Source organism: Halomonas alkalicola, from assembly GCF_030704205.1.
Taxonomy (GTDB): Bacteria; Pseudomonadota; Gammaproteobacteria; order Pseudomonadales; family Halomonadaceae; genus Halomonas; species Halomonas alkalicola.
In genome coordinates this window covers 3,379,706-3,402,659 of sequence record NZ_CP131913.1, presented here as the reverse complement: position 1 = coordinate 3,402,659, position 22,954 = coordinate 3,379,706, and the positions used below count along the sequence as shown (strand labels likewise).

Annotated in this window: 21 protein-coding genes, 1 other RNA gene and 1 pseudogene; 7 read left to right on the top strand and 16 right to left on the bottom strand. The window is 70.5% G+C overall.

All coding sequences use genetic code 11. The features are described 5' to 3' along the window. Nucleotides 1-129: 129 nt before the first annotated feature. The 3 genes from B6N23_RS16025 to B6N23_RS16015 all read right to left on the bottom strand — a co-directional run bounded on the left by B6N23_RS16025 (nucleotide 130) and on the right by B6N23_RS16015 (nucleotide 3,025). Nucleotides 130-927 carry a class II glutamine amidotransferase gene (locus B6N23_RS16025; protein WP_305500665.1) on the bottom strand — a complete coding sequence of 266 codons (798 nt, stop codon included), beginning with the start codon at nucleotides 925-927 and terminating at the stop codon, nucleotides 130-132. Then, nucleotides 920-2,494, bottom strand: a complete 1,575-nt coding sequence (locus B6N23_RS16020) for a vWA domain-containing protein (RefSeq protein ID WP_305500663.1) — start codon at nucleotides 2,492-2,494, stop codon at nucleotides 920-922. The genes B6N23_RS16025 and B6N23_RS16020 overlap by 8 nt, the downstream gene beginning before the upstream one ends. A gap of 96 nt (nucleotides 2,495-2,590) precedes the next feature. Then, nucleotides 2,591-3,025 carry a hypothetical protein gene (locus tag B6N23_RS16015; protein ID WP_162899875.1) on the bottom strand — a complete coding sequence of 145 codons (435 nt, stop codon included), beginning with the start codon at nucleotides 3,023-3,025 and terminating at the stop codon, nucleotides 2,591-2,593. Nucleotides 3,026-3,070: 45 nt separating this feature from the next. On the opposite strand from B6N23_RS16015, the gene B6N23_RS16010 reads away from it, so the two are divergent. Beyond that, nucleotides 3,071-5,161 (top strand): S9 family peptidase, encoded by a 2,091-nt coding sequence (locus tag B6N23_RS16010; RefSeq protein ID WP_305500660.1) that lies wholly within the window; start codon nucleotides 3,071-3,073, stop codon nucleotides 5,159-5,161. A 22-nt stretch (nucleotides 5,162-5,183) separates the two neighbouring features. Here the strand turns inward: B6N23_RS16010 and B6N23_RS16005 are convergent, their stop codons facing one another. From B6N23_RS16005 to dnaX, 7 genes are all read right to left on the bottom strand, one after another. Beyond that, nucleotides 5,184-5,630, bottom strand: a complete 447-nt coding sequence (locus B6N23_RS16005) for a YcgN family cysteine cluster protein (protein ID WP_305500658.1) — start codon at nucleotides 5,628-5,630, stop codon at nucleotides 5,184-5,186. 186 nt (nucleotides 5,631-5,816) lie between these two features. Then, nucleotides 5,817-6,128, bottom strand: coding sequence for a YcgL domain-containing protein (locus B6N23_RS16000; protein ID WP_302138959.1), 312 nt, complete (start codon nucleotides 6,126-6,128; stop codon nucleotides 5,817-5,819). Further along, on the bottom strand, nucleotides 6,125-7,252 hold the full coding sequence (rnd, locus tag B6N23_RS15995) for a ribonuclease D (protein WP_305500656.1): 1,128 nt from the start codon (nucleotides 7,250-7,252) through the stop codon (nucleotides 6,125-6,127). The genes B6N23_RS16000 and rnd overlap by 4 nt, the downstream gene beginning before the upstream one ends. Before the next feature lie 71 nt (nucleotides 7,253-7,323). Then, nucleotides 7,324-7,929, bottom strand: coding sequence for a recombination mediator RecR (recR, locus tag B6N23_RS15990; protein WP_305500654.1), 606 nt, complete (start codon nucleotides 7,927-7,929; stop codon nucleotides 7,324-7,326). 150 nt (nucleotides 7,930-8,079) lie between these two features. Beyond that, nucleotides 8,080-8,406, bottom strand: a complete 327-nt coding sequence (locus B6N23_RS15985; RefSeq protein ID WP_110069811.1) for a YbaB/EbfC family nucleoid-associated protein — start codon at nucleotides 8,404-8,406, stop codon at nucleotides 8,080-8,082. Nucleotides 8,407-8,468: 62 nt separating this feature from the next. After that, complete coding sequence (locus B6N23_RS17150; protein ID WP_439649827.1) at nucleotides 8,469-8,882, bottom strand: DNA polymerase III subunit gamma/tau C-terminal domain-containing protein; 414 nt, start codon at nucleotides 8,880-8,882, stop codon at nucleotides 8,469-8,471. Between the two features lie 235 nt (nucleotides 8,883-9,117). Continuing rightward, the gene (gene dnaX, locus B6N23_RS15980; protein WP_439649826.1) at nucleotides 9,118-10,413 is read right to left on the bottom strand and encodes a DNA polymerase III subunit gamma/tau; all 1,296 of its coding nucleotides are present in this window, start codon (nucleotides 10,411-10,413) and stop codon (nucleotides 9,118-9,120) included. Nucleotides 10,414-10,643: 230 nt separating this feature from the next. Between dnaX and B6N23_RS15975 the strand changes: the two genes are divergently transcribed. After that, entirely contained in the window at nucleotides 10,644-11,612 is a 969-nt protein-coding gene (locus B6N23_RS15975; RefSeq protein ID WP_305500648.1) for a DNA-binding protein, read from the top strand. Here B6N23_RS15975 and B6N23_RS15970 read toward each other — a convergent pair. From B6N23_RS15970 to B6N23_RS15955, 4 genes are all read right to left on the bottom strand, one after another. Further along, nucleotides 11,609-12,640, bottom strand: a complete 1,032-nt coding sequence (locus B6N23_RS15970; protein ID WP_305500647.1) for a histone deacetylase family protein — start codon at nucleotides 12,638-12,640, stop codon at nucleotides 11,609-11,611. The genes B6N23_RS15975 and B6N23_RS15970 overlap by 4 nt on opposite strands. A 138-nt stretch (nucleotides 12,641-12,778) precedes the next feature. Continuing rightward, nucleotides 12,779-12,875: signal recognition particle sRNA small type (ffs, locus tag B6N23_RS15965), an RNA gene on the bottom strand. Between the two features lie 217 nt (nucleotides 12,876-13,092). Continuing rightward, complete coding sequence (locus B6N23_RS15960; protein ID WP_305500645.1) at nucleotides 13,093-15,087, bottom strand: monovalent cation:proton antiporter family protein; 1,995 nt, start codon at nucleotides 15,085-15,087, stop codon at nucleotides 13,093-13,095. A gap of 85 nt (nucleotides 15,088-15,172) precedes the next feature. Continuing rightward, nucleotides 15,173-16,201 carry an AbrB family transcriptional regulator gene (locus tag B6N23_RS15955; RefSeq protein WP_305500643.1) on the bottom strand — a complete coding sequence of 343 codons (1,029 nt, stop codon included), beginning with the start codon at nucleotides 16,199-16,201 and terminating at the stop codon, nucleotides 15,173-15,175. 124 nt (nucleotides 16,202-16,325) lie between these two features. On the opposite strand from B6N23_RS15955, the gene B6N23_RS15950 reads away from it, so the two are divergent. After that, nucleotides 16,326-17,102, top strand: a complete 777-nt coding sequence (locus tag B6N23_RS15950) for a TlyA family RNA methyltransferase (protein WP_305500641.1) — start codon at nucleotides 16,326-16,328, stop codon at nucleotides 17,100-17,102. 7 nt (nucleotides 17,103-17,109) lie between these two features. Here B6N23_RS15950 and B6N23_RS17070 read toward each other — a convergent pair whose 3' ends face one another. Beyond that, nucleotides 17,110-17,835 (bottom strand): mechanosensitive ion channel domain-containing protein, encoded by a 726-nt coding sequence (locus B6N23_RS17070; protein ID WP_369425117.1) that lies wholly within the window; start codon nucleotides 17,833-17,835, stop codon nucleotides 17,110-17,112. Between the two features lie 286 nt (nucleotides 17,836-18,121). Beyond that, a pseudogene (locus B6N23_RS15945) lies at nucleotides 18,122-20,452 on the bottom strand (mechanosensitive channel MscK); the annotation flags it as partial. Between the two features lie 242 nt (nucleotides 20,453-20,694). Between B6N23_RS15945 and B6N23_RS15940 the strand changes: the two are divergent. The 4 genes from B6N23_RS15940 to B6N23_RS15925 all read left to right on the top strand — a co-directional run bounded on the left by B6N23_RS15940 (nucleotide 20,695) and on the right by B6N23_RS15925 (nucleotide 22,945). Then, nucleotides 20,695-21,774 (top strand): phospholipase A, encoded by a 1,080-nt coding sequence (locus tag B6N23_RS15940; protein WP_305500639.1) that lies wholly within the window; start codon nucleotides 20,695-20,697, stop codon nucleotides 21,772-21,774. A 106-nt stretch (nucleotides 21,775-21,880) separates the two neighbouring features. Next, nucleotides 21,881-22,213, top strand: a complete 333-nt coding sequence (locus tag B6N23_RS15935) for an ElaB/YgaM/YqjD family protein (protein WP_305500637.1) — start codon at nucleotides 21,881-21,883, stop codon at nucleotides 22,211-22,213. Further along, nucleotides 22,213-22,620, top strand: coding sequence for a phage holin family protein (locus tag B6N23_RS15930; RefSeq protein ID WP_305500635.1), 408 nt, complete (start codon nucleotides 22,213-22,215; stop codon nucleotides 22,618-22,620). Before B6N23_RS15935 ends, B6N23_RS15930 begins: the two co-directional genes overlap by 1 nt. Beyond that, entirely contained in the window at nucleotides 22,610-22,945 is a 336-nt protein-coding gene (locus B6N23_RS15925; RefSeq protein ID WP_305500633.1) for a YqjK-like family protein, read from the top strand. Before B6N23_RS15930 ends, B6N23_RS15925 begins: the two co-directional genes overlap by 11 nt. Nucleotides 22,946-22,954 lie beyond the last annotated feature (9 nt).

Genomic DNA, 22,954 nt, shown 5'->3' with positions numbered 1-22,954 from the left:
GGCCCTACTTTAAACCGGCCAACTCGGAGTGTAAAACGATCGATTGAAACAATGGATTGAAACCGCTCCGTCCTGGCCACCTTGCCCACAGCCTGGGCCATTCCCGCCGCAAAGACCAACCGGCAGGTCTCACGCTTCGCGGCGGCCGTAGCGCGCCTGGATCACGCCATCCCGCCATACCAGCAGCTCCCCCGGGACCATGCGCTCCCAGGCCTCGTTGTCGGTGAGCGGCTCGGTGGCGATCACCGAGACGATGTCGTGGGTCGTGGTGTGCTCGGCGAAGTTCACGGTGAGCTCGGCGTCCGACAGGCTGGCGCGGCCGAACGGGGCCCGCCGGGTGATATGCGCCAGCTTGGTGGAGCAGAAGGTGTAGAGGTAGTCGCCGTCGGCCAGCAGCAGGTTGAACACCCCGAGGCCGCGCAGGCGCTCGCAGAGCTGGTGGAGCAGCCGCCACCGCCCCTCGCGTTCGGCGTCGCTCTGCGGGCGCTCCGGGAAGCAGCGGCGCAGCTCGCCCAGCAGCCAGCAGAAGGCGTGCTCGCTGTCGGTATCCCCGATCGGGCGGTAGAAGCTGAGCGGCAGGCCCCGCCAACCCTCGAGCTGGCCGTTGTGGGCATAGCACCAGGGGCTGCCCCACATCTCGCGCACGAAGGGGTGGGTGTTGGCCAGGCGCACCTGGCCGACGTTGGCCTGGCGAATATGGCTGATGACGATGTTCGACTTGATCGGGTAGTCGGTGATCAGCCGGGCGATGGGCGAATGCACCGAGGGGTGGGGGTCGCGGAAGTCGCGATAGCCGCCCTCCTCGTAGAAGGCGATGCCCCAGCCATCGCGATGGGGGCCGGTGCCGCCCCCGCGATGCAGGAAGCCGGTGAAGCTGAAGCAGATATCGGTGGGCACGTTGGCGCTCATGCCCAAAAGCTCACACATGGGGTTCCTCCCGGTGGACGACCCGGCGACGCCGCCGGGTCCGGCGCAGGGCCAAAAGGGTCAGCAGCAGCACGACCACCAGGCCCGCCACCACCCACTGGCGCGGGTCGCCGGCAAAGGCCGCGCCACGGCGCTCGAGCCAGGGCCGGCCTTCGCGCCACAGGGTGGCGGCATGGGCCGGCAGGTCGTGGATGAAATCGATGAAGCGGTCGGCGGCGCTGTCGGGCACCGCCTCGCCCTCGCGGCCGGTGGCAAGATCCTCGTGGAAGCGCTCGCCCAGGGGTGCCAGGCGCGAGTCGCCAACCCCGTGGCCCTCCTCGGCCTCGTCCAGCAGGCTCAGCAGCGGCTGCACGTTCACCGCCAGGTCGCGCAGGCGGTCGATCCCCTCCCCCCGGGCTTGAAAGCGCAGGCGGGCGGCTCCGGAGAGCTCCGGCACCGTCAGCTCACCGACGAAGCGCTCGCCCTGACGGACCAGCCAGACCTCCGCCCGCGGCGCCTCTTCGGCATCGAGCAGGGTCACGCTGATGGCGAGATCCTCCGGGGCCTCCTGCCAGGGCTCACCGCCGCGGGCCAGCCAGGCCTCCAGCGGCAGCGTCTGCCCCGGGTTCAGGACGGCCGGCAGCGGCGCCAGCTGCAGACTCACCGCACCGCTTACCCCGATGCGGCTGTCGTCGGCGATCTCCCCCTCTACGCGCCACTCGCCGGGGGCGGGGTCCGGCACCCGCAGCAGGTCGAAGCGGGGCTCCACCTGCCAGCGGGCGCCGGGCGGCGGCGAATCGGGCGTGAAGCGCGTGCCGTCCGGGGCCACCAGGATCAGGGGGTCGCCGTTCGGGGCGTGGAAGAGCAGCGCCGAGAAGGCCTCGACGCCGGGCTCGATGGCGAAGCGCCCCTCGGCCAGGGGCACCTGGTCGGCGGGAAAGATGCGCTCGACGATATCCACGAAGGCACCCAGCAGGCTCTCCGGGGACTGCACCAGGGCCGGCAGGCCGCCGGTGGTGCGGGAGAGGCGCTCCACCAGGCGGAGGTCGGCCTCGTCGGAGAAGGCGATGGCGTGCACCACCACCCCGCGCTGCGCCAGCGCCGGGGCAAGCTCATCGAGCAGGGCACGCCGCGAGGCGAGGTCGATCTCCGGCTTGGCTCCCCGTGCCGGCGCCAGGTCGATCATGCCGTCGGTGAGCAGCACCAGGTGGCGCCAGCCGTTGGCCGGGCTCTCGGCAGCACTGCGCACGGCGGCCTCGATGTCGGTGTGCTGCTGGTACTCCACCAGGGCGGGACGCAGGGCCATGGCACGCTCGCGCCACTCGTCGTCGACCTCGCCGAGCGGGAGCGGGTTGTCGACGCGCTCGCCGAAGGTCCAGACGCCGGCCGGGGTGCCGTCCGGCAGCAGCGCGGACAGCAGCTCCAGGGCGCTGGCCGCGAGCTGGTCGGGATCGTTGCTGCGCATGCTGCCCGAGACATCGATGATCACCCGCACGTCCGGGCTCTCCTCGACCGGCTGCGCCAGCCCAGCCCCGGCCGCGAGCCACAGCAGGCCCGCCAGCAGCACGCCGGCGAAGCCACGCCCCACCCGACGGCTCCTCCACGACCTCATCATCCACGCCCCGGCCATGCCCGGCTCCTTAGCCGCTGATCGGCTCCTGTTGGGCCGATGCTCGGCGTGCGATCAGCCGATCACCGGCTCGCGACGTCCGCCACCGCCAGGCTTGGCAGGGGGCACGTCGTCCTCGTTGTCATCCATGTCGACATAGTGGTCGCGGTCGCCGCCACGCCAGGCCAGCAGCAGCCCGAAGGCCACGCCCGCCGCCGCACCGGCCGCGGTCAGCATCAGGGCCGGCAGCATCAGGCCGCTGTCGCGCTCGAGGAAGCCCACCAGGGCCACCACCACCGCCGGCGCCAGACCGGTGTAGAATTCCCCCTCCTCCAGCAGCGGCATATGGAAGCGCGTCGGCACCCACATCACGCCGGCCACCAGCCAGGTGATCGGCAGCCGCAGCAGCCGCGGCAGGAAGGCCAGGCCCAGGTAGCCGGTCAGCAGCACCACCAGCGACAGGACGGCGTAGACCAGCCATAGTAGGGTCATCGAATCGGTAATTGGCATTGCCACCTCTCTATTCACAGTCTTGAGTATGGTACATCTCCCACCATGAAAGCACAGCCGCCGCATCGCCCCGACAGCCCGGCCACCGACTCCCCGGTGGCCCGCTTCCGTCGTCCGGAGGACCCCGAGTGGCACTGGCTGGAGAACCGCGAGGAGCCGGCGGTCGCCGACTTCCTCGAGGCGGCCAACGCCGAGTTCGCCGCCTGGTTTGCCCCCCTGGACGACCTGGTGGAGCGGCTCTACCACGGCCACCTGGCCCGCCGCGAGCTGGCCGTGCACGGTCTGCGCTCCCCGCTGGACCACTACACCTACTGGAGCGAGACCGCCGCCGAGGCCGACTACCCGGTATGGTGGCGCCACCCCAACGGCAAGCCGGACCGTGCCGCACCCTTCCTGGATCTCGAGGCCCGCGCCGCCGACCACGACTTCCTGGAGCTCGGCGACATGGCCCTCTCTCCCGACGAGCGCTGGCTCGCCTGGACCGAGGACACCACCGGGGACGAGATGTTCGACCTCTTCCTGACCCGGCTCCCCGATGGCGAGCCGGTGCGCCTGCTGGAGGGCATCGGCCCCGAGCTCACCTGGGCCGAGGACAACGCTACCCTGTTCTTCACCCGCTACGATGCCACCCAGCGCCCCGAGAGCGTCTGGCGCCTGGCGCTGGCCGAGGGCGTGGCGAGTGAGCCTGCGCTGGTGCTGCGCGAGGAGGACCCGGAGTTCTGGTTGGGGCTCGGCAAGACCCGCTCCCGGGAGTGGCTGGTGCTGGAGAGCGCCTCCAAGGACACCAGCGAGAGCTACCTGATTCCGGCCCGGGCGCCGGCCACTCCCCCACGCTGCTTCCGCCCCCGGGAGAGCGGCGTGGAGCTCTCCCTGGACCACCGGCCCGGCCACTTCTACCTGCTCCACAACCGCGAAGCGCCCCATTTCCGTCTCGACGTGATCGACGAGGCGCAACTGGATGCCGCCGCCGACGCCGACCGCTGGCATCCGCTGATTCCCCACCGCGACGAGGACACCCTGGAGGGGGTCGACGCCTTCGCCTGGGGGCTGGTGATCACCGAGCGCGACCATGAGGAGGCCCAGGTCAGGCTCAGGGTGATGGAGTTCGATGCCGGGCATCGCCTCACCCGGGACGAGCGCCTGCCGCTGCCGGAGACGCCCTGCAGCCTGGCGCTGGGCGATGCGCCCCACTTCGACCAGCGCCGCCTGCGCCTGCGCGAGGAGTCCTTCGTGCTGCCGGTGACCTGGATCGAGCACGACCTGGACAGCGGCGAGCGCACCCTGCTCAAGCAGCAGCCGATCCACGGCGACCTCCGGCCCGAGGAGCTCGCCTGCGAGCGGCTGTGGGCGACCTCCCACGACGGCGAGCGCATCCCCGTCTCGGTGGTGATGCGCGCCGACCTGGCGGGCCACCCGCTGCCGACGCTGCTCTACGGCTACGGCGCCTATGGCGAGGTGCTCGACCCCTGGTTCTCCGTGGCGCGCCTGGAGCTGCTGGCCCGCGGCGCGGCCTTCGCCGTGGCCCATGTACGCGGCGGCGGCGATCGCGGCGAGCCCTGGTACCTGGCCGGCAAGCTGGAGCACAAGGCCAACAGCTTCCGGGACTTCCTCGCCGCCCGGGACTGCCTGGTGGAGCACGGCATCAGCGACGGCGAGCGCATCGCCGCCTACGGGGCCAGTGCCGGCGGCCTGCTGGTGGGCGCCAGCCTCAATCTGGCGCCGGAGGCGTTCTGTGCGGCGGTGCTCGACGTGCCCTTCGTGGACGTGCTGCGCACCATGGAGAACCCCGACCTGCCGCTGACCACCGCCGAGTACACCGAGTGGGGGAATCCCGACGAACCCGACGCCCGCAAGCGCATCCGCGCCTACTCGCCGCTGGACAACCTGGCCGCGGCCCCCTACCCGACCATGTTCCTGCAGGGCAGCTGGCACGATACCCGGGTGCCCTACTGGGAGCCCGCCAAGCTCTACGCGCGGCTGACGGAGCTGGGCACCGCTCGCGGCGCCGTGCTGCTGCGCACCGACATGGCCGCCGGCCACGGCGGTGCCTCGGGACGCTTCAAGGCATGGCACGACGGCGCCCGCCAGGATGCCTATATCCTCTGGGCGCTGGGAATGGAAAACCGCGAGGCATAGCCCTCATGCCGCCTGGGTCCCGTCAATCGATGGGAATCACCGCGATGATATGGTCCTCGTACTCCTCCTCGGGGACCCCGCGGCTGGTGACGGCGAAGCTGCGCACGCTGATGCCCTTGCGGTGGACCCGCTCCGGGTCGCCGGAGAGCAGCGGATGCCAGCGGGCCAGCTTGCGCCCTTCTGCCACCCGGCGGTAGGCGCAGGAGTGGGGCAGCCAGCGGAACTGGTCGATCAGTGCCGGCGTGAGCCGGGTGCACTCCGGCACACGCTCGAGGCGGTTCTCGTAGTCGCTGCAGCGACAGCTGTGGAGGTCCAGCAGCTCGCAGGCCAGGTTGAGCACCGCCAGCTCGCCGCTCTCGTCATCCTGGAACTTCAGCAGGCAGCACTGGCCGCAGCCGTCGCACAGCGCCTCCCACTCCTCGGCGGTGAGCTCCTCGAGGGGGTACTGCTCCCAGAATCGTTCTCTCATGACGTCTCCCGTTTGTCCTGCCATCTTGCAGAAGCGACGACGGGGCTGGTCCGGGGACAAGCCTGCGAGAGAGGCGCTGTGAATACCTCCCTGTACGCTACCGATGCCGTCCCTGGCATAGGACCTCCTCTTCGGCTTGCCCCCGACGCCCCTTCCCACCGGCAGTGACTGCCAGGCTCAGCCAGCTCAATAACGCGCCTCGGTGGGGGTGCGGTAGAGATCGAGGAGGTACTCCTCCTTGGCGGGGGGCATCTGCAGGTAGAAGCCCTTCTCGCGGATCGCTGCCATCACGTCGGCGGCCTGGGCGCGGCCCAGGCGCTTGTCGGCGGTGAGGATCAGGGTCATCGACGGCACCGGCTTGCCGAATCGCTCGAGCAGCGGCTCGGGCACCCGGGAAACCCCCTCGCGCTTGTCCACGTAGAGATACATCTCGTCCATGCGGGGGCTCTTGAAGACCTCGCACAGCAGCTTGTCGCCGCGCATCCGATCGTCATTCATCGGGGCTGTTCCTCCAGGGCCCGGATCAGGCCCGCGTTGAGTCGCTCGCCGCGCCAGCCCGAGGGCAGCGGCAGCGGTTCATGTTCCAGATGGGCGATGACCAGGGCCTCCAGGTCCCGGCGGCGCAGCAGCACCTCCGGCGCCAGGCCCTGGGCCTCGGCCTCGGCGTTGACCACCTTCTTGAGCGCCTTGAGCACCCGCTTGAACTCCGGCGCCATGGGGGACGGCTGGGACGGCGGCAGCGCGGCGTCGTCCAGGTGACGCGCCTCGGCCACCAGCGCCAGCAGGGTATCGCCGTCGCGCTTGATCAGACTCGGCTTGACGTCCTCGATGCGGGCCAGCTCGAAGCGATTCTCGGGCAGCGCCTCGGCGATGGCATAGAGCACCCGGTCGTGGACCAGCCAGCCCCGCGGCAGGTTGCGCGCCCGGGTCTCTCCCTCCCGCCAGGTGGTCAGGCGGCGGTAGGCCTCGACCTGGCGCGGGGTCAGGCGCCACAGCTGGCGCTGGCGCAGGTACCACTGGGCGTCGGCCTCGCCGTTGCGCCCCGCCTGGGCCACCAGCTCGGCGCAGTCGTCCATGAGCCAGGCCAGGCGGCCGTGGCGCTCCAGCGACTCGCGCTGCTGATGCCACACCTCGATCAGGTAGATCACGTCCAGGGCCGCGTAGGCCTGCTGGGTCTCGGAGAGCGGGCGCTTGAGCCAGTCGGAGCGGGTCTCGTCCTTGGGCAGGGTGTGGCCGGTCCAGTGCTCGACAAGTTTCTGGTAGCCCATGCCCGGGTTCTCGCCCAGCAGGCCCTGGGCCAGCTGGGTGTCCACCAGCGGCGAGGGGGTGACGCCGGCCCAGCCGGCGAAGACCTCGAGGTCCTCGCTGGCGGCGTGAACCAGCTTCAGTGGCCCCTCGGCCAGCAGCCGGCGGAAGGCGTCGGTGCAGGCCACCGCCTGGGGGTCGACCAGCCAGGCCGGGCCACCGGTGGAGAACTGGATCAGCGCCGGCACCGGATAGAAGGTGTTCTCGCGAAAGAACTCGGTATCGAGCGCGATGACATCGGCGTCGGCCACCTCGGCGCAGGCGGCGTCCAGGGCCTCGGGGGTATCGATCCAGCGTATCTCGGGGGTCAGGGGCATGGGGGTTCCGACAGGGGTTGTGAATCGCAGTTGGGAGTGTTGATGCTAGCGCGGCCGGGCTGGCCCGAGGGTCAGTCGCCGGAAAACGGCAGGCGGCCGTTGAAGGCGCGGCTCAGGGTGCCGCCATCCACGTATTCGAGCTCACCGCCCATGGGCACGCCATAGGCGAGGCGCGACAGGCGGATGCCGTAGGGAGCGAGCTGGGCGGCGATGTAATGGGCGGTGGCCTCGCCCTCCACGGTGGGGTTGGTGGCGAGGATCATCTCCTCGATGCCCCCCTCGGCCACCCGGGCCTCGAGCTGGTCGAGGCCGATATCCTCGGGGCCGATGCCGTCCAGCGGCGAGAGGTGGCCGTGCAGCACGAAGTAGCGCCCGCGAAAGCCGCCCGCCTCCTCGATGGCGAGCTGGTCGGCGGGGGACTCCACCACGCAGAGCAGGGTGTCATCGCGCCGCGCACTCTCGCACAGCGCGCAGATCTCCTCCTCGGTGAGGGTGCGGCAGCGCCGGCAGTAGCCGACCCGCTCAATGGCCTCATCGAGCACCGCGGCCAGGCGGCGGCCGCCATCGCGGTCGCGCTCGAGCAGGTGCATGGCCATGCGCTGGGCGGTCTTGGGCCCGACGCCGGGCAGCACCCGCAGCGACTCCATCAGTTTCTCTACGAGGGGGGAGAAGCTCATAAAAGGTCTCTCACTGGCACGAGCTGAAACGAGGCGAGCGAAGATCAGGCAAGGCAAAAGTCCCCGAGAGCGCGGAGTTTACACGGAGTAAATGAGCACTCGAGAGAACTTTTAACGCAGCATGATCGAGCGCAGGCCGTTTAAGCCGTGTCAGAACGGCATCTTGAAGCCCGGCGGCAAGTTCATGCCCGAGGTGATCTCTTCCATCCTGGCCTTGGAGTTGGCCTCGACCTTGCGCACGGCGTCGTTGACGGCGGCAGCCAGCAGATCCTCGAGCAGCTCCTTGTCCTCCTCCATGACGCTCGGGTCGATGTCGACCTTGCTGACGTCATGGCGGCCGTTCATGGTGATCTTGACCATGCCCGCGCCCGCCTCGCCCTGCACCTCGGCACGGGCGATCTCCTCCTGGACGCGCTGCATCTTCTCCTGCATCTCCTGGGCCTGCTTCATGATGTTGCCCATTCCACCCTTGAACATGGTGAGTCCTCTCTGTGGTGATATGACGGATCGTGGTTATGACGCCGCGCCGAACGCGGCGTTCATGAGCCGGCCCGCGCTTCGGCCGGCTTGACCGTGGATTCGATCAGGCGGGCCCCGAAGGCCTGCTGGAGCTTCTGGATATTGGGGTCGCGCTTGAGCGCGGCCACCGCCTCGGCGTGGCGTTCGGCGGCCAGGCGCTCGGCCTGCAGGCGGGGCGTCTCGACCTGCTCGGGCAGCGGCCCCTCCTCGACCACCAGGCGCCGCACCACGCCGTGCTCGGCCAGGGCCTGCCGAGTGCGTTCGATATGGATCTCGGCCCGCATGGCGGAGAGCGCCGGGTCCAGGCGCAGCCGGAGCACCTGACCGTCATCGTGCTCCACCACGCAGTTGGCCGCCAGGTTGCGGGTCAGGCCGCCGAGCCCCAGGGACTCGAAGCAGGCCAGCCAGTCGGCGTGGCCGAAGAGGCCGGCCATGCCGGGCTCGGAAGGCGTTGCAGGCGACGGCTCGGCCTGGGCAGGCTCAGGCGGCGGCTCCGCCGAAGACTCCGCTGCCGGCCCTGCTTCTTGAAACGGCTCGGGCGCAGGTGCGCCCTTGGGGGCATGGACAGAGGGCGCCGGGGCGGCCTCCTCCCAGGGTGGCGGCGGCTCCTGGGGCAGCGGCGGTGCCTCGGCAGCGGCAGGGGAAACCGGCGCCGCCGGGGGCGGCGGCTCAGGCGATCGGGCAGCGCCGGGGGGCTCGACGGCGGGCGCTTGCCTCTCGACCTCGGGCCGTCGTCCGCTCGCCTGGGCGGGAGCGGACGGCGCGGCGCCGCAGGCGGAGCGACCGTGCCGGCCCCCGGCCCGGCACCACCCCCCCCCCCCCTCCGCGCAGCGGCAACGGCGTCTTCGCCGGTGCCGGCACCCCCTGGGGGCGGAAGGCCAGCATGCGCAGCAGGGTCATCTCCAGGGCGGTGCGCAGGTCCGGGGCGTGCTCCATGTCGCTGCGCCCCTGGATGCCGATCTGGTAGTAGAGCTGGACGTCCTCGGCGGTGAGGCGGCCGGCGAGCGCCAGCAGGGCGTCGCGGTCGCCGTGGCCGTTATCCAGGGCATCCGGCACCATCTGGGCGATGGCCAGGCGGTGCAGCACCCCGGTGAGCTCGTCGAGCACGCCGCCGAAGTCGGGGCCTCGCTCGGCCAGGGCGGCCACCTCGGCCAGCACCCGGGCGGCGTCCACCTCGGCCAGGGCCTCCACCAGGGAGAGCACCTGGCGCTGGTCCAGGGTACCGAGCATGGCGGCGACGTCGCCATGCTCGACCCGCCCCTGGCCGAAGGCGATGGCCTGGTCGGTGAGGCTCATGGCGTCGCGCATGGAGCCCTCGGCGGCGCGGCCCAGCAGCCAGAGTGCACTCTCCTCGAAGGGCACCCCCTCGGCGCCCAGCACCTTGGCGAGGTGCTCGACGATACGCTCCGGGGGCATGTGCTTGAGGGTGAACTGCAGGCAGCGCGACAGCACCGTGGCCGGCAGCTTCTGCGGGTCGGTGGTGGCGAGCAGAAACTTCACGTGGGGCGGCGGCTCTTCCAGGGTCTTGAGCAGCGCATTGAAGCTGCTGGTGGAGAGCATGTGCACCTCGTCGATGAGGTAGACCTTGTAGCGCCCCTGGGTCGGCGCGTACTGCACGTTGTCGAGCAGCTCGCGGGTGTCCTCCACCTTGGTGCGCGAGGCGGCGTCCACCTCGATCAGGTCGACGAAGCGCCCCTCGTCGATGGCCACGCAGCTGGGGCACTGGCCGCAGGGCGTGGAGGTCACCCCTTCGTCGCCCTGCCCCCCGGCGGTGCAGTTGAGGCACTTGGCGAGAATTCGCGCCAAGGTGGTCTTGCCGACCCCGCGGGTGCCGGTAAACAGGTAGGCGTGGTGCAGGCGCCCCTGGTCCAGGGCGTTGACCAGGGCACGCTGAACGTGCTCCTGGCCCACCAGCTCATGGAAGGTACGCGGCCGCCACTTGCGGGCCAGAACCTGATAGCTCATGCAGCGCGGAGTCCTTGCGTTGGTCGGATGTCGGCGAGATGCCGGCGCCCGGAACATTGATCGGCGCCCGAAGCCCGACAGGATCGTCCATTCTAGCGACTGGGGCCGGCCGCGGAAAGCAAGGCGACCCGTGCGCCCCGGGAAGCGGGCTGCGGCCTCTGCGCCGGCCTCCGGCTGTGGTAGGCTCGGCCGGAATGACACCCAAGCGCGCTTCGAACAGGGATGAGACCATGAGCCGACAGCCTTCCGCACCGCCCCCGGTGGAGATTTCCTTCGAGCAGGTCGCCGCCGCCGCCGAGAACCTCGAGGGGCGCGGGGCGGACCCCACCCTGCAGCGGGTCTGCGAACACCTGGGCGCCGGCTCACCCAACCGCATCCAGCGCCACCTGACCGCCTGGCGCGCCGCCCGCCCGGCGCCGACGCCCCCCGCTGCCCGGCTGCCGGAGGCATTGATCGCGGCGCTGGAGGAGGAGCTCGCCCGCCACGCCGGCGACGCCCTCTCCCGGGGCGAGCAGCTGGCCGAGGAGGCCCGTGGCGATGCCGCCACCCTGGCCGAGCTTGGCGAGGCCATGGAACGCCGCCTGGCCGAGATGGAAACACGACTGGCCAGCGCCGAGAGTGCCGCGGAGCAGGCGCTCTCCCGCCGCGACGAGCTCCAGGCGGCGCTCGAGGAGCTGCGCGAAAACCTGGAGGTCGAACAGCGCGAGGCCCGCACCCATCGCGAGGGGCTGCTGCAGACCCAGCAGCAGGTGGAGATGCTGCGCGAACAGCTCGAGGAGGCCGTCCAGGCAAGGCTAGCCGCCGAGCGCCAGGCCCGGGACACGGAGGCCGAACGCATCAAGGCGGAGCGCAGCCAGGCCGTGGCCGAGGCCCAGCGCGACAGCGCCCTGGCCCAGGTGCGCGAGAAGACCGAACAGCTCGCCGATCTCGCCAAGGAGCTGCAGGCCGAGCGCAGCCGCCAGCGCCAGGAGATCGCCGAGATGCGCAATGAACAGAAACAGCGGCTGGATGCCCTGGAGCGGGCCCGTCACGAGGCCCAGAAGCAGGCCCAGGAGGCGGCCCAGCGGGCTTCCAAGGCCGAGATCCGCGCCGAGGCACTGCAGGCCACCCAGGCCGCCCTCAAGTCACGCATGGATGCCATGCAGGTACAGCAGCGCCAGCGCAGCCTGCGCCCCCAGGGCGAGCGGGAGCGGGACTAGCCGCGCTCGAATCCGCTCAGCACCTTGGCGACATTGACGCCGATCTCCTCCACCGCATAGCCGCCCTCCAGCAGGAACACCGTCGGCAGTCCGAGACCGGCCAGCCGACGTCCGACCTCGAGGAAGTCGTCGCTTTCCAGGCGGAAGGCGCTGATCGGGTCGCCGGCGAAGGTATCCACCCCCAGCGAGACCACCAAGAGCTCGCAGTCCCCCTCGCGGATCCAGGCCAGGGCCTCGTCCAGCGCCGCCACCCAGCGCGTCATGCTCGTGCCGGGCGGCAGGGGCAGGTTGAGGTTGCAGCCCTCCCCGGCCCCTTCCCCGCGCTCGTCGGCGTAGCCCAGGAAGTAGGGAAAGGTCACCGCTGGGTCGCCGTGGATCGAGGCCACCAGCACATCGTCCCGGGCGTAGAAGATCTGCTGGGTACCCTTGCCGTGGTGGAAATCCACATCGAGCACCGCCACTCGCCGGCGGCCGGCATCCAGCGCCCGCTGGGCGGCGATGGCGGCGTTGTTGAAGAAGCAGTAGCCGCCGAACTGGTCGCTGGCGGCGTGGTGGCCCGGCGGGCGGCACAGCCCGAAGGCCGGCGTGCCGGTTTCCAGCACATGATCCACCGCCGAGACCGCGACGTCCTTGCTGGCCATGGCGGCCTCGAAGGTGCCGGCGCAGATCGAGGTCTCGCAGGCCAGGGCGTAGTAGCCCAGCCGGCCGGCCACGCTGTCGGGGATCCGGTCGCCACGCAGGGTGCGCGCCGGCCAGATGTTGGGAATCGCCTCGCCCGCATGACCCGCCGCCTGCCACTCCGTCCAGCAGTGCTCCAGGAAGGCGACATAGTCGCGATCATGCACCGCCAGCACCGGCGCCAGGCCATGTTCGTTCGGCGCGCACACCTCGCCGAGGCCCCGCTCCTCGAGCCCCGCCAGCACCAGATCGACCCGCTCGGGGCATTCGAAGGGGGGCACCAGGGCGCCGTCGTGGAGCTCGGTCTGCGCCCGGCGCACCTTGGTGGTCTCGGAGTGATAGAGTCGCATGGGATCCTCCCGGAAACAGGGGTCAATGCCGCCTTCCAGGCGCGACGATGCCGCGCCCGGGTGGGACGCCCACAGTATCCGGAAAGCGCACTGCAGAAGGAAGGCAGAACAGGCGGGACAGGCCAGAAATGGAGGCGGCCCCGACAGCCACATCCCGGCACACGCGACCACCACTACCGTTGCTCCCTTCCGGGCCTGGCGGGGTTTGCGGCTTAGCGTTGCGGGAGGACCGACGGGGCCACCACAGCGCGACGTCATGCTGTTTCAACGTCGATGACTCGGCGCCTGGAGCGTTGGCAATCAACGCCTTGCCGAGTGCGAGCGCACTATAACAATGCCGGGGCCTGCCGGCAAGGGGCGCGCTCCGGCAGGCCGGGATGAACCTCGCCTAGCAAGGCGCTAAGCCGGGAGCACCCCTTGAACAACGCCTGAGCCACAGCGCCCCGAGCCCGCTACTCCCGGGCCTCGGGGGGCTCGCCGCCGGTCAGCCGGCGCTCCACCTTCTCGAGGTTGTCCCGGGTGCCGAGCAGCACCAGGACATCGCCGGCCTGCACCTCGGTATCCGCCTCCGGATAGCGCCGGCGCTGCTCGTCGCGCACCAGCGCCGTCACCGACACCTGGTCGCTCTCCGTGTCCAGCTGCGCCAGACGCTGGCCGATGGCCGGACTCCCCTCGCTCAGCACCACCGAGTGCAGCCGCTCCTGCTCCCCTGCCGGGCGCGGGTCCTGAATGCTGTCCAGGCTGCCCCGGAACAGCTCGCGCAGCATCCGGTAGTGGCCGGCGCGCTGCTCCTGCAGGTACCGGGTCACTCGATGCAGCGGCACCCCCAGCGCCTGCAGCGCGTGGGACGTGAGAATCATGCTCGCCTCCAGGGTCTCGGGGATCACCTCGCTGGCCCCGGCGGCAACCAGCTCGGCTACGGAACCCTCGTCGCGGGTGCGGACCACGGCGGGGATGCCGGGCTTCAGCTGAACCGCATGGCGCAGGGTCTTGAGCGCGGCCGGCCGGTCGTCGTGGCTGATGATCAGCAGCCTGGCTCTCTCCAGCCCCACGTTCTCCAGCATGGCGGCATCCGAGGAGTCGCCGAAGTAGACCGGCTGCCCCGCCAGGCGGGCCTCGCGCACGATCAAGGGGTCGATGTCGAGGGCCACATAGCTCACCCCCTCGCTCTCCAGGAAGCGCGCCACCGTCTGGCCGGTGCGTCCGAACCCGCAGATCACCACGTGGTCCTGCTCCTCCAGCCCCTGGGGCGTCGGGACCGACTCGTCCGGCCGCCGCCTCACGCGCCCGAACAGCCAGCCCGCCAGCGGCTGGTTGAAGCGGATCAGGAAGGGCGCCAGGATCATCGAGAAGAGCACCGAGGTGAGTACCACCTGGGCGGGATAGCTGCCGATCACGCCGCCCTCCAGGCCGATGGCCAGCAGGGCGAAGCCGAACTCGCCACCCACCGCCAGCAGCAGGCCGGTACGAAACGCCGTCTGCAGATCCACGCCGGAGAGGCGCACAATCAGGGTGACCAGGAGCAGCTTGATACCCAGCAGCGCCACGGCGCCGAGCAGCGCCTCCCACCAGATCTCGGGCAGCAGCGCCGGCTCCACCAGCATGCCGATGCTGACGAAGAAGAGCCCCAGCAGCACGTCCCGGAAGGGGCGAATGGTCGACTCCACCTGGTGGCGGAATTCGGTGTCGGCCAGCACCATGCCGGCCAGGAAGGCCCCGAAGGCCATGGAGAGCCCCAGGGTCTTGGTGGTCCAGGCCGCCACCAGGGAGACGAAGAGCACCGTCAGGGTGAAGAGCTCCGCGGAGCGCCGCTCCGCCACCAGCTGAAAGAGCGGGCGCAGCAGCAGGCGCCCGGAGATCAGCACGATCACGAAGGCGAGCAGCGCCTTGGCCAGCGCCAGCCCCAGCGCCCCGGCCACCTCCTGGGCCGCCACCACGCCCAGCACTGGAATCACCACCACGAAGGGCACCGCGGTGATGTCCTGGAACACCGACATGGTGGTGCCGAGCCGCCCGTGGCGAGTCTGGCTCTCGCCCTGCTCCATCAGCTGCTTGGTGATGATGGTGGTGGAGGACTGGGCAAACACCGCCCCCACCACGAAGGCGGCCGGCCCGGGAAGGCCGAGCCACCAGGCCAGGCCGCCCACCACCGCCGTGGTCAGGGCCACCTGGGCGGTGCCCAGGCCGAGAATGGTGTGGCGCAGCGCATAGATCTGGGGCATCGAGAAGCTGAGCCCGATGGTGAAGAGCAAAAAGACGATGCCGAACTCGGCGATCACCCGGATATTCTCGTCGGCCACCACCGGCCCGGCGGTATGGGAGCCCAGCAGCACCCCCACCAGCAGGTAGCCCAGGCTCGGGGGAATCCTGAAGCGCTGGAAGACCAGCACCACGGCCACCGTGGCACCCAACAACAACAGCATCTGTACCAGTGCCTGCTCCAGCATCCTCGATTTCCCTTCTCTGTTTCCTTTCCAGCCCCGACGGGCGGGTCATGTCACATCGGGATAAGCATCCCTGGCCGACAGGATATCAGCCATCGGCCACTCTCCGCTGAAGCCAGCGCGCCCAGAAGGGCGCGACCAGCATCAGCGCGATCATGCGCAGCAGATGGTGGAAGGCGACGAACACCGGGTCGATCTCAAGGGCCACGGCGAGGATCGCCATCTCGCCGATGCCCCCCGGCGCCAGCGCCAGCAGCGCCACGTCTCGCGGCACCCCCACCAGGCGGTGGATCAGCTCGGCGAAGAGCGCGAGGACCACCAGGGCCAGCAGGGTCGCCACCGCGGCCTCTGCCAGGTAGCGCCCGAAGCGGGCCCGGGAGAGCCCCCGGAAGCGCGAGCCGATGGCGGAGCCAAGCCCCCACAGCATCAGGTTCATGCCCCACTCGGAGAGTTCCAGGCTGGCGATATCGAAGCCGGAGAGCAGCGCGGCGAACAGCAGCGGCGCCAGCAGCGACGGCGTCGGCAGCCGCAGCCGGCGCCCCAGGGGCACCAGCAGCGGCAGCGCCAGCAGCATCCACAGATGGGCAACCGGGGCAGCCGCCTCGGCCGCGGGGCTGGGCGCCCCCTCCCATAGCCAGAACAGCGGCGGCAGCCACAGCACCACCAGCAGGATCCGCAGCGACTGGGCGATGGCGATGCGCTGGGGGTCGCCGCCGCACTTCTCCCCCATCAGGATCATCGCCGTCATGGCCCCCGGCGCCGAGGCGAACCAGGCGCTCACCGAATCGAAGCCGCAGCGCCGATACCAGGCCGCCGCCACGGCGGTGGAGGCCGCCACTCCGGCCAGCAGCAGCGCCATGGAGAGCGGCCAGTCAACCACCCGAGCGGCCAGCTCCGGGGTGACCTGGCTGCCCAGCACCAGGCCCAGAACCCCCAGCAGCGCCTCGCGCAGCCCCTCGGGCACCCGCACGTCCAGGCCCCGGGCCGAGGCCACCAGGTTGGCCACCAGGGGACCCAGCATCCAGGCCAGCGGCAGCCCCAGCAGATGGAAGAGCGCCCCGCCCAGCGCCCCGATGGCCAGCGAGCGCACCAGCCCCACTCCGGCACTCCTCTCCACCGTCGCTCCTTCTGTTATCCGGCTAATGAAACGTCAGTATCTCACGGCGGAGCCCGGACGCCAGCGCTGCGTCGCCAGCGCGACGGCGGCTATAATGGGGCGCCCTTCCCCGCCCGGAGCCACCATGCAGCGCCTCGACCAGCTTCTCGTCACCCAGGGCCTGGCCCGTTCGCGTACCCGCGCCCAGCGGCTGATCCGTCACGGGCGGGTCTCCCTGGCCGATGGGGGGCGCGTGCTCAAGCGGCCCGGCGAGAAGCTGCCCGAGGGTGTAGCGCTGCGCGTGGAAGAAGACCCCGAGGAGCGCTATGTCTCCCGGGCGGGGCTGAAACTCGAGGGGTTGATCGAGGCGCTGGGCCTTGAGCTCACCGGGAAGCTGGTGCTCGACGTGGGACAGTCCACCGGCGGCTTCACCGACTGCGCCCTGGCCTACGGGGCCCGCCACGTGATCGGCGTGGAGGTGGGCCACGACCAGCTCGACCCCAGCCTGCGCGACGATCCGCGGGTGACCTGCCTGGAGGGGCTCAACGCCCGGGCCATGGCGGCCGATGCCCGCCTGCGGGACGCCCTGGTCGCCCAGGGCGCCGAGGGGCCGGACCTTGCGGTAATGGACGTCTCCTTCATCTCCCAGACCCTGATCCTGCCCGAGATCGCGGCCCTGCTGCCGCCGGGCGGTGAGCTTACGAGCCTGGTCAAGCCGCAGTTCGAGGTGGGCCCGGGCGGCGTCAACGCCCGCGGGCTGGTCAGCGACCCCGCCCGCTACGCAGAGGTGGAAGCGAAGATCCGCGCCTGCTGCGCCGAGCTGGAACTCGCCATTCGCCACTGGCAGGCGAGCCCGCTGCTCGGCGGCGACGGCAACCGCGAGTTCCTGCTCCACGCCGTGCGCGAGAGGTCGCCGGCCTGAACAGGCCTCAGCGACCGTCGCCGGGATCGCCCGCGTCGCCGCCGTCCAGGTCGAAGTCCCCCGGGTCACCGTGGCTGCCCGGCGGCGGATGCTGGCTGACCCGCCCCCCGCCTTCCACCACCTTGCGCGCCTCGCCCGGGCGCTTCAACCAGATCTCCAACTGGTTGAAGGCGATATCGACCCCGTGCTCGGCGAACAGCTCCCCGACCCGGCAGTTGAGCTCGTCGGTGGCGTAGAGCCGGTCGCCCAGGGCGTTGACGAAGACCCTCAGCTCGAAGTTGAGGGTGCTCTCGCCGTAGTCCATGAAGAAGACCTGGGGCTCCGGGTCGGTTAGCACCCGGGGATTCTCGTCGGCGGCCTGGCGCAGCAGGCGATGCACCAGCCGGTGGTCGGAGCCGTAGGCGACTCCGAAGGTGAGCACCACCCGGGTGACCGTATCGGAGAGCGACCAGTTGATCAGCTGGTCGGTGATGAAGGTCTGGTTGGGGATGATGATCTCCTTGCGGTCGAAGTCGGTGACCGTGGTGGCGCGGATGCGGATCTTGCTCACCGTGCCGGTCAGGGCCCCCAGGGTGATGGTGTCGCCGATGCGCACCGGTCGCTCGAAGAGGATGATCAGGCCCGAGACGAAGTTGGCGAAGATCGCCTGGAGACCGAAGCCCAGCCCCACGCCCAGCGCCGCCACCAGCCACTGCAGCTGGCTCCAGGCCACCCCCAGGGTGGCCAGGGCCATCACCAGACCGGTGCCCACGATGGCGTAGGAGAGCAGCGAGGTGATGGCATAGGCGCTGCCCTGCTTGAGCTCCAGGCGCGACAGCACCATCACCTCCAAGAGCCCCGGCAGGTTGCGCGCCATCATCAGGGTGAAGCCGAAGATGAAGAGCGCGGTGATGCTGTCCGCCACGCTGAGGGTACTGCCGACTGCCGACCAGCTCGCTGCCGACTTCTCCCTCGGCCTCCCAGATGGCCACCTGTTCCAGATAGCCCAGCACGGTGAGCAGGTCGGCCCACACCACGTAGAGCAGCAGCACGAAGCCCACCAGCAGGATCAGCTTGGAGAGCCGCAGCGACTGCTGGTTGATCTGCTCCATGTCCAGGGGCGGCTCCTCGACCACCTCGACGCCCCCCTCGGCGCCCTCCTTGACCTCGGCTCGACGCCGCGCCAGGGCGCGCCGGAAGGCCAGCCGCCTGGCCGCCACCGCCAGGCCTCGCACCACCGCTGCCTCCACCAGGATCCACAGCCCCAGCAGATAGAGGGTGATGGCGAAGCGCCCGACCAGGCTCAGGGCGGTGTATTCATAGCCCGCCGCGATGAGCCCCAGCAGCACCAGCGGCACCGCCGCCATGGCCAGCCCCAGTACCAGCCGGAAGAGCTTGACCCCGAAGAAGGGGGTGTGAGCCAGGATCAGCCTCGCCAGCACCACGCTCATGCCCAGCAGGCCGGCCACCAGCAGCCCCAGCGCCACCGGCCGGTGGGTCAGCCCCAGCTCGGCGTCCCGGGCCAGGGTGGCGATCAACACCACCGGCACCAGGGCCAGGCCCAGCCAGCCCAGCAGCCAGCGCAGGCGGGCCACGTACTCCGCCGGCCAGTAGAAGTGCTTGGTGGCCACGCCGTCGCGCACCAGCAGGCGCCGCCCCCAGGCGATCACCCCCCAGGCCAGGGCGAGCTGCAGGGCCGCCAGCCCCAGGCCATGGGCGATGCCGTCGCTTTCGGCCAGCAGGGCGGCGCCGAGGGCCGCCAGGCTCAGCGGCCCAGGCGAGGCGAGCAGCGCATTGAGCAGCACCGCCCTTGGGGTATGCAGCTGGGTATCGCTGCGCAGGCGACCGATCTGCTCATGAATCACCGCCAGGCGCGCCTTGATGCGCCGCCGCCCCCACACCAGGCCGGCGGCGAGCAGCAGCAGGGGCAGCCCCGCCAGCGCTGCCGTGGAGGGCAGGCGCCACTGCCCGGGGAGAACCTGCCGCCACTCCCCCTCCTGCCACTCCAGCACCAGGTTGGCCGGCAGCTGGCGTGCCCAGCCGAGATCCAGCGGTCGAGTATTGGCCACCCAGAAGAGCTGTTCGTCGATGGTCCCACGCAGCTCCCGGGAGGTCTCCAGTAGCTGCTGCTGGTTGAGCTGCAGCTCCACGGCAGTGCTGAGCAGGCTGCCATAGGTCTGCTCCAGGCGATCGACCAGTTCGCGGCGGGACTGGTAGAGCCGCTGCAACGACTCCACCAGGGCATCGCTGACCTCCACACCGGCCTCCTCCAGACGCTGGTTGGCCAGCCGCTCGCTCTGGCGCAGGGCGTCGCGCTGGCGCACCAGGTCGAACTGGCGCAGGCGCAAATCGGCGATCTCGTCCTGAAGATCCCGGCGTGGGGCCACCTGGGGCAGCGAGCGGCGCTGCTCGCGCAGGATGCGCGACAGCAGCATGGAGCCGCGGATCGCCTCGATCTGCTCGTTGAGGCTGCGCTGCAGCTGGCGAACATGGTCGAGTTGGCTACGCACCGCCAGGCTCTCGCGCACCAGGGCGTTGTTGCGGTCGTTGGCGCGCAGCAGCTCCAGGCTGAGGTCGCGGTTGACCTGCTGGGCGCGCTCCAGCACCGGATGCCCCGCCTCCAGCAGGGGGTCGTCCCGGGCGGCGTCGGCGATGGCCTGCTCCGAGGCCAGGCGCCGTTTGCGGTCGATGACGTTCTGCAGCAGCGAGAGCTCCGCCTCCTGGCGCACCTGCTGCTGGTTGAGCAGGTCGCGGCGCTGCTGGTCGAGCTCGCGCAGCCGAGTGTTGGTGCTCAGCTCGCGCTGATGGAAAAGCAGGGTCACTTCGGCCAGGCGCCGCTCCACCTGGCTCTGCAGGCGGCGCGCATCATCGCCGGGCAGGCCCCGGGCCTCGAGCTCATCCTGACTGCGCCGGGCGCGCTCCACCGCCTGCATCGCCTCGGAGATCGCCTGCTGGGCGCGCTCGGGCAGGGTCTGGGCGGCCAGCAGCTGGGCGTTGACCTCGGCGAGGCGGTCCTGGAGGCGCTGCAGCTCCAGGACCGCCTCCTGCTGGCGCTGCTCTAGCTCGTCCACCTCCAGGCCGTCGAGGTCGGTGGCCGACAGCGACAACGCCGCCTCCTCCTCGGCCACCAGCTCCCTCTCCAGGCGCATCAGCTCGGCGGGCGCCTGCTCGACCCGCGTTTCCAGCGCCTCCAGGCGCCCCTCCACCTCCGCCAGGGACTCCAGCGCCACCAGCGTCGCCTCCAGGGCCTCTACCTCACGCTGCTGGGCCGCCCCCAGGCTCTCTCCCTCCGCCGGGGCCAGGGACTCCAGGCGAGCCTCGATGGCCTCGCGCTCGGGGAGGTTCTCCTCGGCATGGGCCGGCAGCAGCACCAGCAGGAGCAGCACCAGGGGCAGCCAGCACCAGCCATGCCCTCTCGCCGCGGCCGCCACCCGCCCCGTGGAACCCGCCTCTCTCTTCACCGGCCACCTCGTTGTCCTGGAGAATGCTCAAGGGTCGATTCTCGACCCCCGGCGGCGCCAAGGCAATCATCCTCCGACAACAGCGATGGATGTTGACTTGGCCGGCCGGCATGGTAGAACGGCGGTCTGAATCCCCCACCCCGGATCTCGCCATGACGCCCCTCACCCGCCCCGCTGCTCTCGCCGGCGCCGCCCTGGCCCTGCTGCTTAACGGAGGCGCCCTGCAGGCGGACACGCCCCAGACCGGGCAGCACCTCGGGGCTGGCCAACGGAGCGAGGCCGGGGAAGGCGCCGCGGAGCGCGTCGCCCTGGAGGCACGCATCCAGGCGCTCAACGAGGAGCTCGAATCGCTACAGAGCACGCTTGCCGAGCTGCCCGCCGACGAGGAGGTGGAGCCCATCGCCCCGGACCTGCAGGCCGCCCTGGAGGCCACCGAGCGCCGTCAGCTCGAGCTCGAGTCCAGCCGCAACCCCTTTGCCATCACCACCTACCGGCGCAACTATCTGTTTCCGGTCAGCTATACCACCAACCCCAATCGCGACGCCTTTCGCGAGATCACTCCGGATAACGGCCCTCGAGATGCCGAGGTCAAGTTCCAGTTCAGCGCCAAGGTCAATCTGCTCGAGGGAGTGTTCGGCGACACCGGCGACCTCTACTTCGCCTACACCCAGCGCAGCTGGTGGCAGGCCTACAACACCGACTCCTCCTCGCCCTTCCGGGAGACCAACTACGAGCCCGAGGTCTTCATGACCTTCGACAACGCCTGGCGGGGGCTCGGCTGGACCAACGTGCGCAACCGCCTGGCGCTGAACCATCTCTCCAACGGCCGCTCCGACCCGCTGTCGCGCAGCTGGAACCGGGTCTATGTGGAGAGCATCTTCCAGCGCGGCGACTGGGCCTTCAGCCTGGCCCCCCACTGGCGCATCCCGGAGTCCAAGAGCGAGGACGACAACCCCGATATCGACCGCTACATGGGCTACGGCGACGTCACCCTGGCTCGCCGCCTGGGCGACAACGAGCTCAGCCTGCTGTGGCGGGGCAATCCCAGCGCCGGCAACATGGGCACCCAGGTCGACTACTCCTGGCCGCTGTTCAACGGCAACGTGCGCGGCCACGTGCAGTACTACTACGGCTACGGCGAGAGCATGATTGACTACGACCACCGCAATCACCGTCTCAGCCTGGGCTTCAGCCTCAATCCGCTGTTCAGCGGCGGCAGCATGACCCGCTGACCCTGACGCACCTTCCATGCAGCAGGCAGCGTGACGGCCGCCGCCGTGGCAAGCGCTGCCCTGGCTGCTATGCTGTGGCTGTCATTCACCGTCAGAGGAAGACCCGATGGCAAACCGTGCCCCCCATACCCACGAGACCACCCAGCAGCTCAAGGAAGACCTGCACCACCTCACCCAGACCATCGAGGAGCTGGTCAGCGCTACCGCCGACGACTCCCGCAGCAATATCAAGGAGCTGCGTGACCGGGGCGAGCGACGGCTCAAGGAGACCCGCGACCGCCTCGAGAACCGCGGCGAGCGCCTCTACGGCGAGGCCCGCGACTCCATGGAGCATCAGGTCGATGCCTGCGATCGCTACGTCCACGAGAACCCCTGGACCAGCATCGGCATCGGCGCCGCCGTGGGCGTGGTGGTCGGCATGCTGATCGGGCGTCGCTGATGCCGGAAAGCCAGGGACCGGCACAGCGACTGTTCACCGCCGCCCGGCGCCTGCTGGGCAGCCTGCTGGCCACCGGCGAGACGCGCCTGCGTCTCGCCGTCCTCGAGCTGGAGGAGGAGCGCGTGCGGCTGGTAGGCCTGCTGCTGATCGTGGGGCTCAGCCTCATCCTGCTGATGCTCGGCATCGGGGTGCTGACCACCCTGGTGATCGTGGCCTTCTGGGACAGCTACCGACTCACCGCCATCGCCGCAAGCGCCTTGGTGCTGCTGGGCGGCGGCGCGCGGCTCGCCCTGCGCGCCCTGCAGCAGGCCAGGCGGCGCACCCTGCTGGTCAGCACCCTGAGGCATCTGGCCACCGACCGCGACCTGGTGGAGCGGGAGCGCCGGGAGGGACGCCATGAGCGCTGATTCCCGCAGCCGCCTGCCGGCCCGCCGCGACGTGACCGAGCCCAGTAGCGCCACGCCCTCCCGCACCGAGCGCAAGGCGCAGCTGGAGGCGAGGATCGAGCAGCAGCGCATCGACATCCTGGTCGAGGCCAGCCGCTACCGCGAGGCGAGCCGCCCCATCGACGAGGGCTGGCAGGCGCTGATGCGCTTCAAGGCGCCGCTCTACGCACTCGGCGGCGTGCTGCTGCTGAAGAGTGCCCGACACCCCAACTCCCTGCTGCGGGTCGCCAAGCGGCTGGCCGCCGGCGCCCTGCTGCTGCGCCGGGCCCGCCGCCTGCTGCGCTGACCCTTCCCC

Bases quoted from the DNA above. Each gene is read 5' to 3' on its own strand.
- B6N23_RS16025 (WP_305500665.1), bottom strand. From the start codon at position 927: ATGTGTGAGCTTTTGGGCATGAGCGCCAACGTGCCCACCGATATCTGC.
- B6N23_RS15985 (WP_110069811.1), bottom strand. From the start codon at position 8,406: ATGTTCAAGGGTGGAATGGGCAACATCATGAAGCAGGCCCAGGAGATG.
- B6N23_RS15930 (WP_305500635.1), top strand. From the start codon at position 22,213: ATGCCGGAAAGCCAGGGACCGGCACAGCGACTGTTCACCGCCGCCCGG.
- B6N23_RS16010 (WP_305500660.1), top strand. From the start codon at position 3,071: ATGAAAGCACAGCCGCCGCATCGCCCCGACAGCCCGGCCACCGACTCC.
- rnd (WP_305500656.1), bottom strand. From the start codon at position 7,252: ATGCCCCTGACCCCCGAGATACGCTGGATCGATACCCCCGAGGCCCTG.
- B6N23_RS15970 (WP_305500647.1), bottom strand. From the start codon at position 12,640: ATGCGACTCTATCACTCCGAGACCACCAAGGTGCGCCGGGCGCAGACC.
- B6N23_RS16005 (WP_305500658.1), bottom strand. From the start codon at position 5,630: ATGAGAGAACGATTCTGGGAGCAGTACCCCCTCGAGGAGCTCACCGCC.
- B6N23_RS15960 (WP_305500645.1), bottom strand. From the start codon at position 15,087: ATGCTGGAGCAGGCACTGGTACAGATGCTGTTGTTGTTGGGTGCCACG.
- B6N23_RS15925 (WP_305500633.1), top strand. From the start codon at position 22,610: ATGAGCGCTGATTCCCGCAGCCGCCTGCCGGCCCGCCGCGACGTGACC.
- B6N23_RS17070 (WP_369425117.1), bottom strand. From the start codon at position 17,835: ATGGCCCTGGCCACCCTGGGGGTGGCCTGGAGCCAGCTGCAGTGGCTG.
- B6N23_RS15950 (WP_305500641.1), top strand. From the start codon at position 16,326: ATGCAGCGCCTCGACCAGCTTCTCGTCACCCAGGGCCTGGCCCGTTCG.
- B6N23_RS15940 (WP_305500639.1), top strand. From the start codon at position 20,695: ATGACGCCCCTCACCCGCCCCGCTGCTCTCGCCGGCGCCGCCCTGGCC.
- B6N23_RS16000 (WP_302138959.1), bottom strand. From the start codon at position 6,128: ATGAATGACGATCGGATGCGCGGCGACAAGCTGCTGTGCGAGGTCTTC.
- dnaX (WP_439649826.1), bottom strand. From the start codon at position 10,413: ATGAGCTATCAGGTTCTGGCCCGCAAGTGGCGGCCGCGTACCTTCCAT.
- B6N23_RS16015 (WP_162899875.1), bottom strand. From the start codon at position 3,025: ATGCCAATTACCGATTCGATGACCCTACTATGGCTGGTCTACGCCGTC.
- B6N23_RS17150 (WP_439649827.1), bottom strand. From the start codon at position 8,882: ATGGCCGGCCTCTTCGGCCACGCCGACTGGCTGGCCTGCTTCGAGTCC.
- B6N23_RS15975 (WP_305500648.1), top strand. From the start codon at position 10,644: ATGAGCCGACAGCCTTCCGCACCGCCCCCGGTGGAGATTTCCTTCGAG.
- recR (WP_305500654.1), bottom strand. From the start codon at position 7,929: ATGAGCTTCTCCCCCCTCGTAGAGAAACTGATGGAGTCGCTGCGGGTG.
- B6N23_RS15935 (WP_305500637.1), top strand. From the start codon at position 21,881: ATGGCAAACCGTGCCCCCCATACCCACGAGACCACCCAGCAGCTCAAG.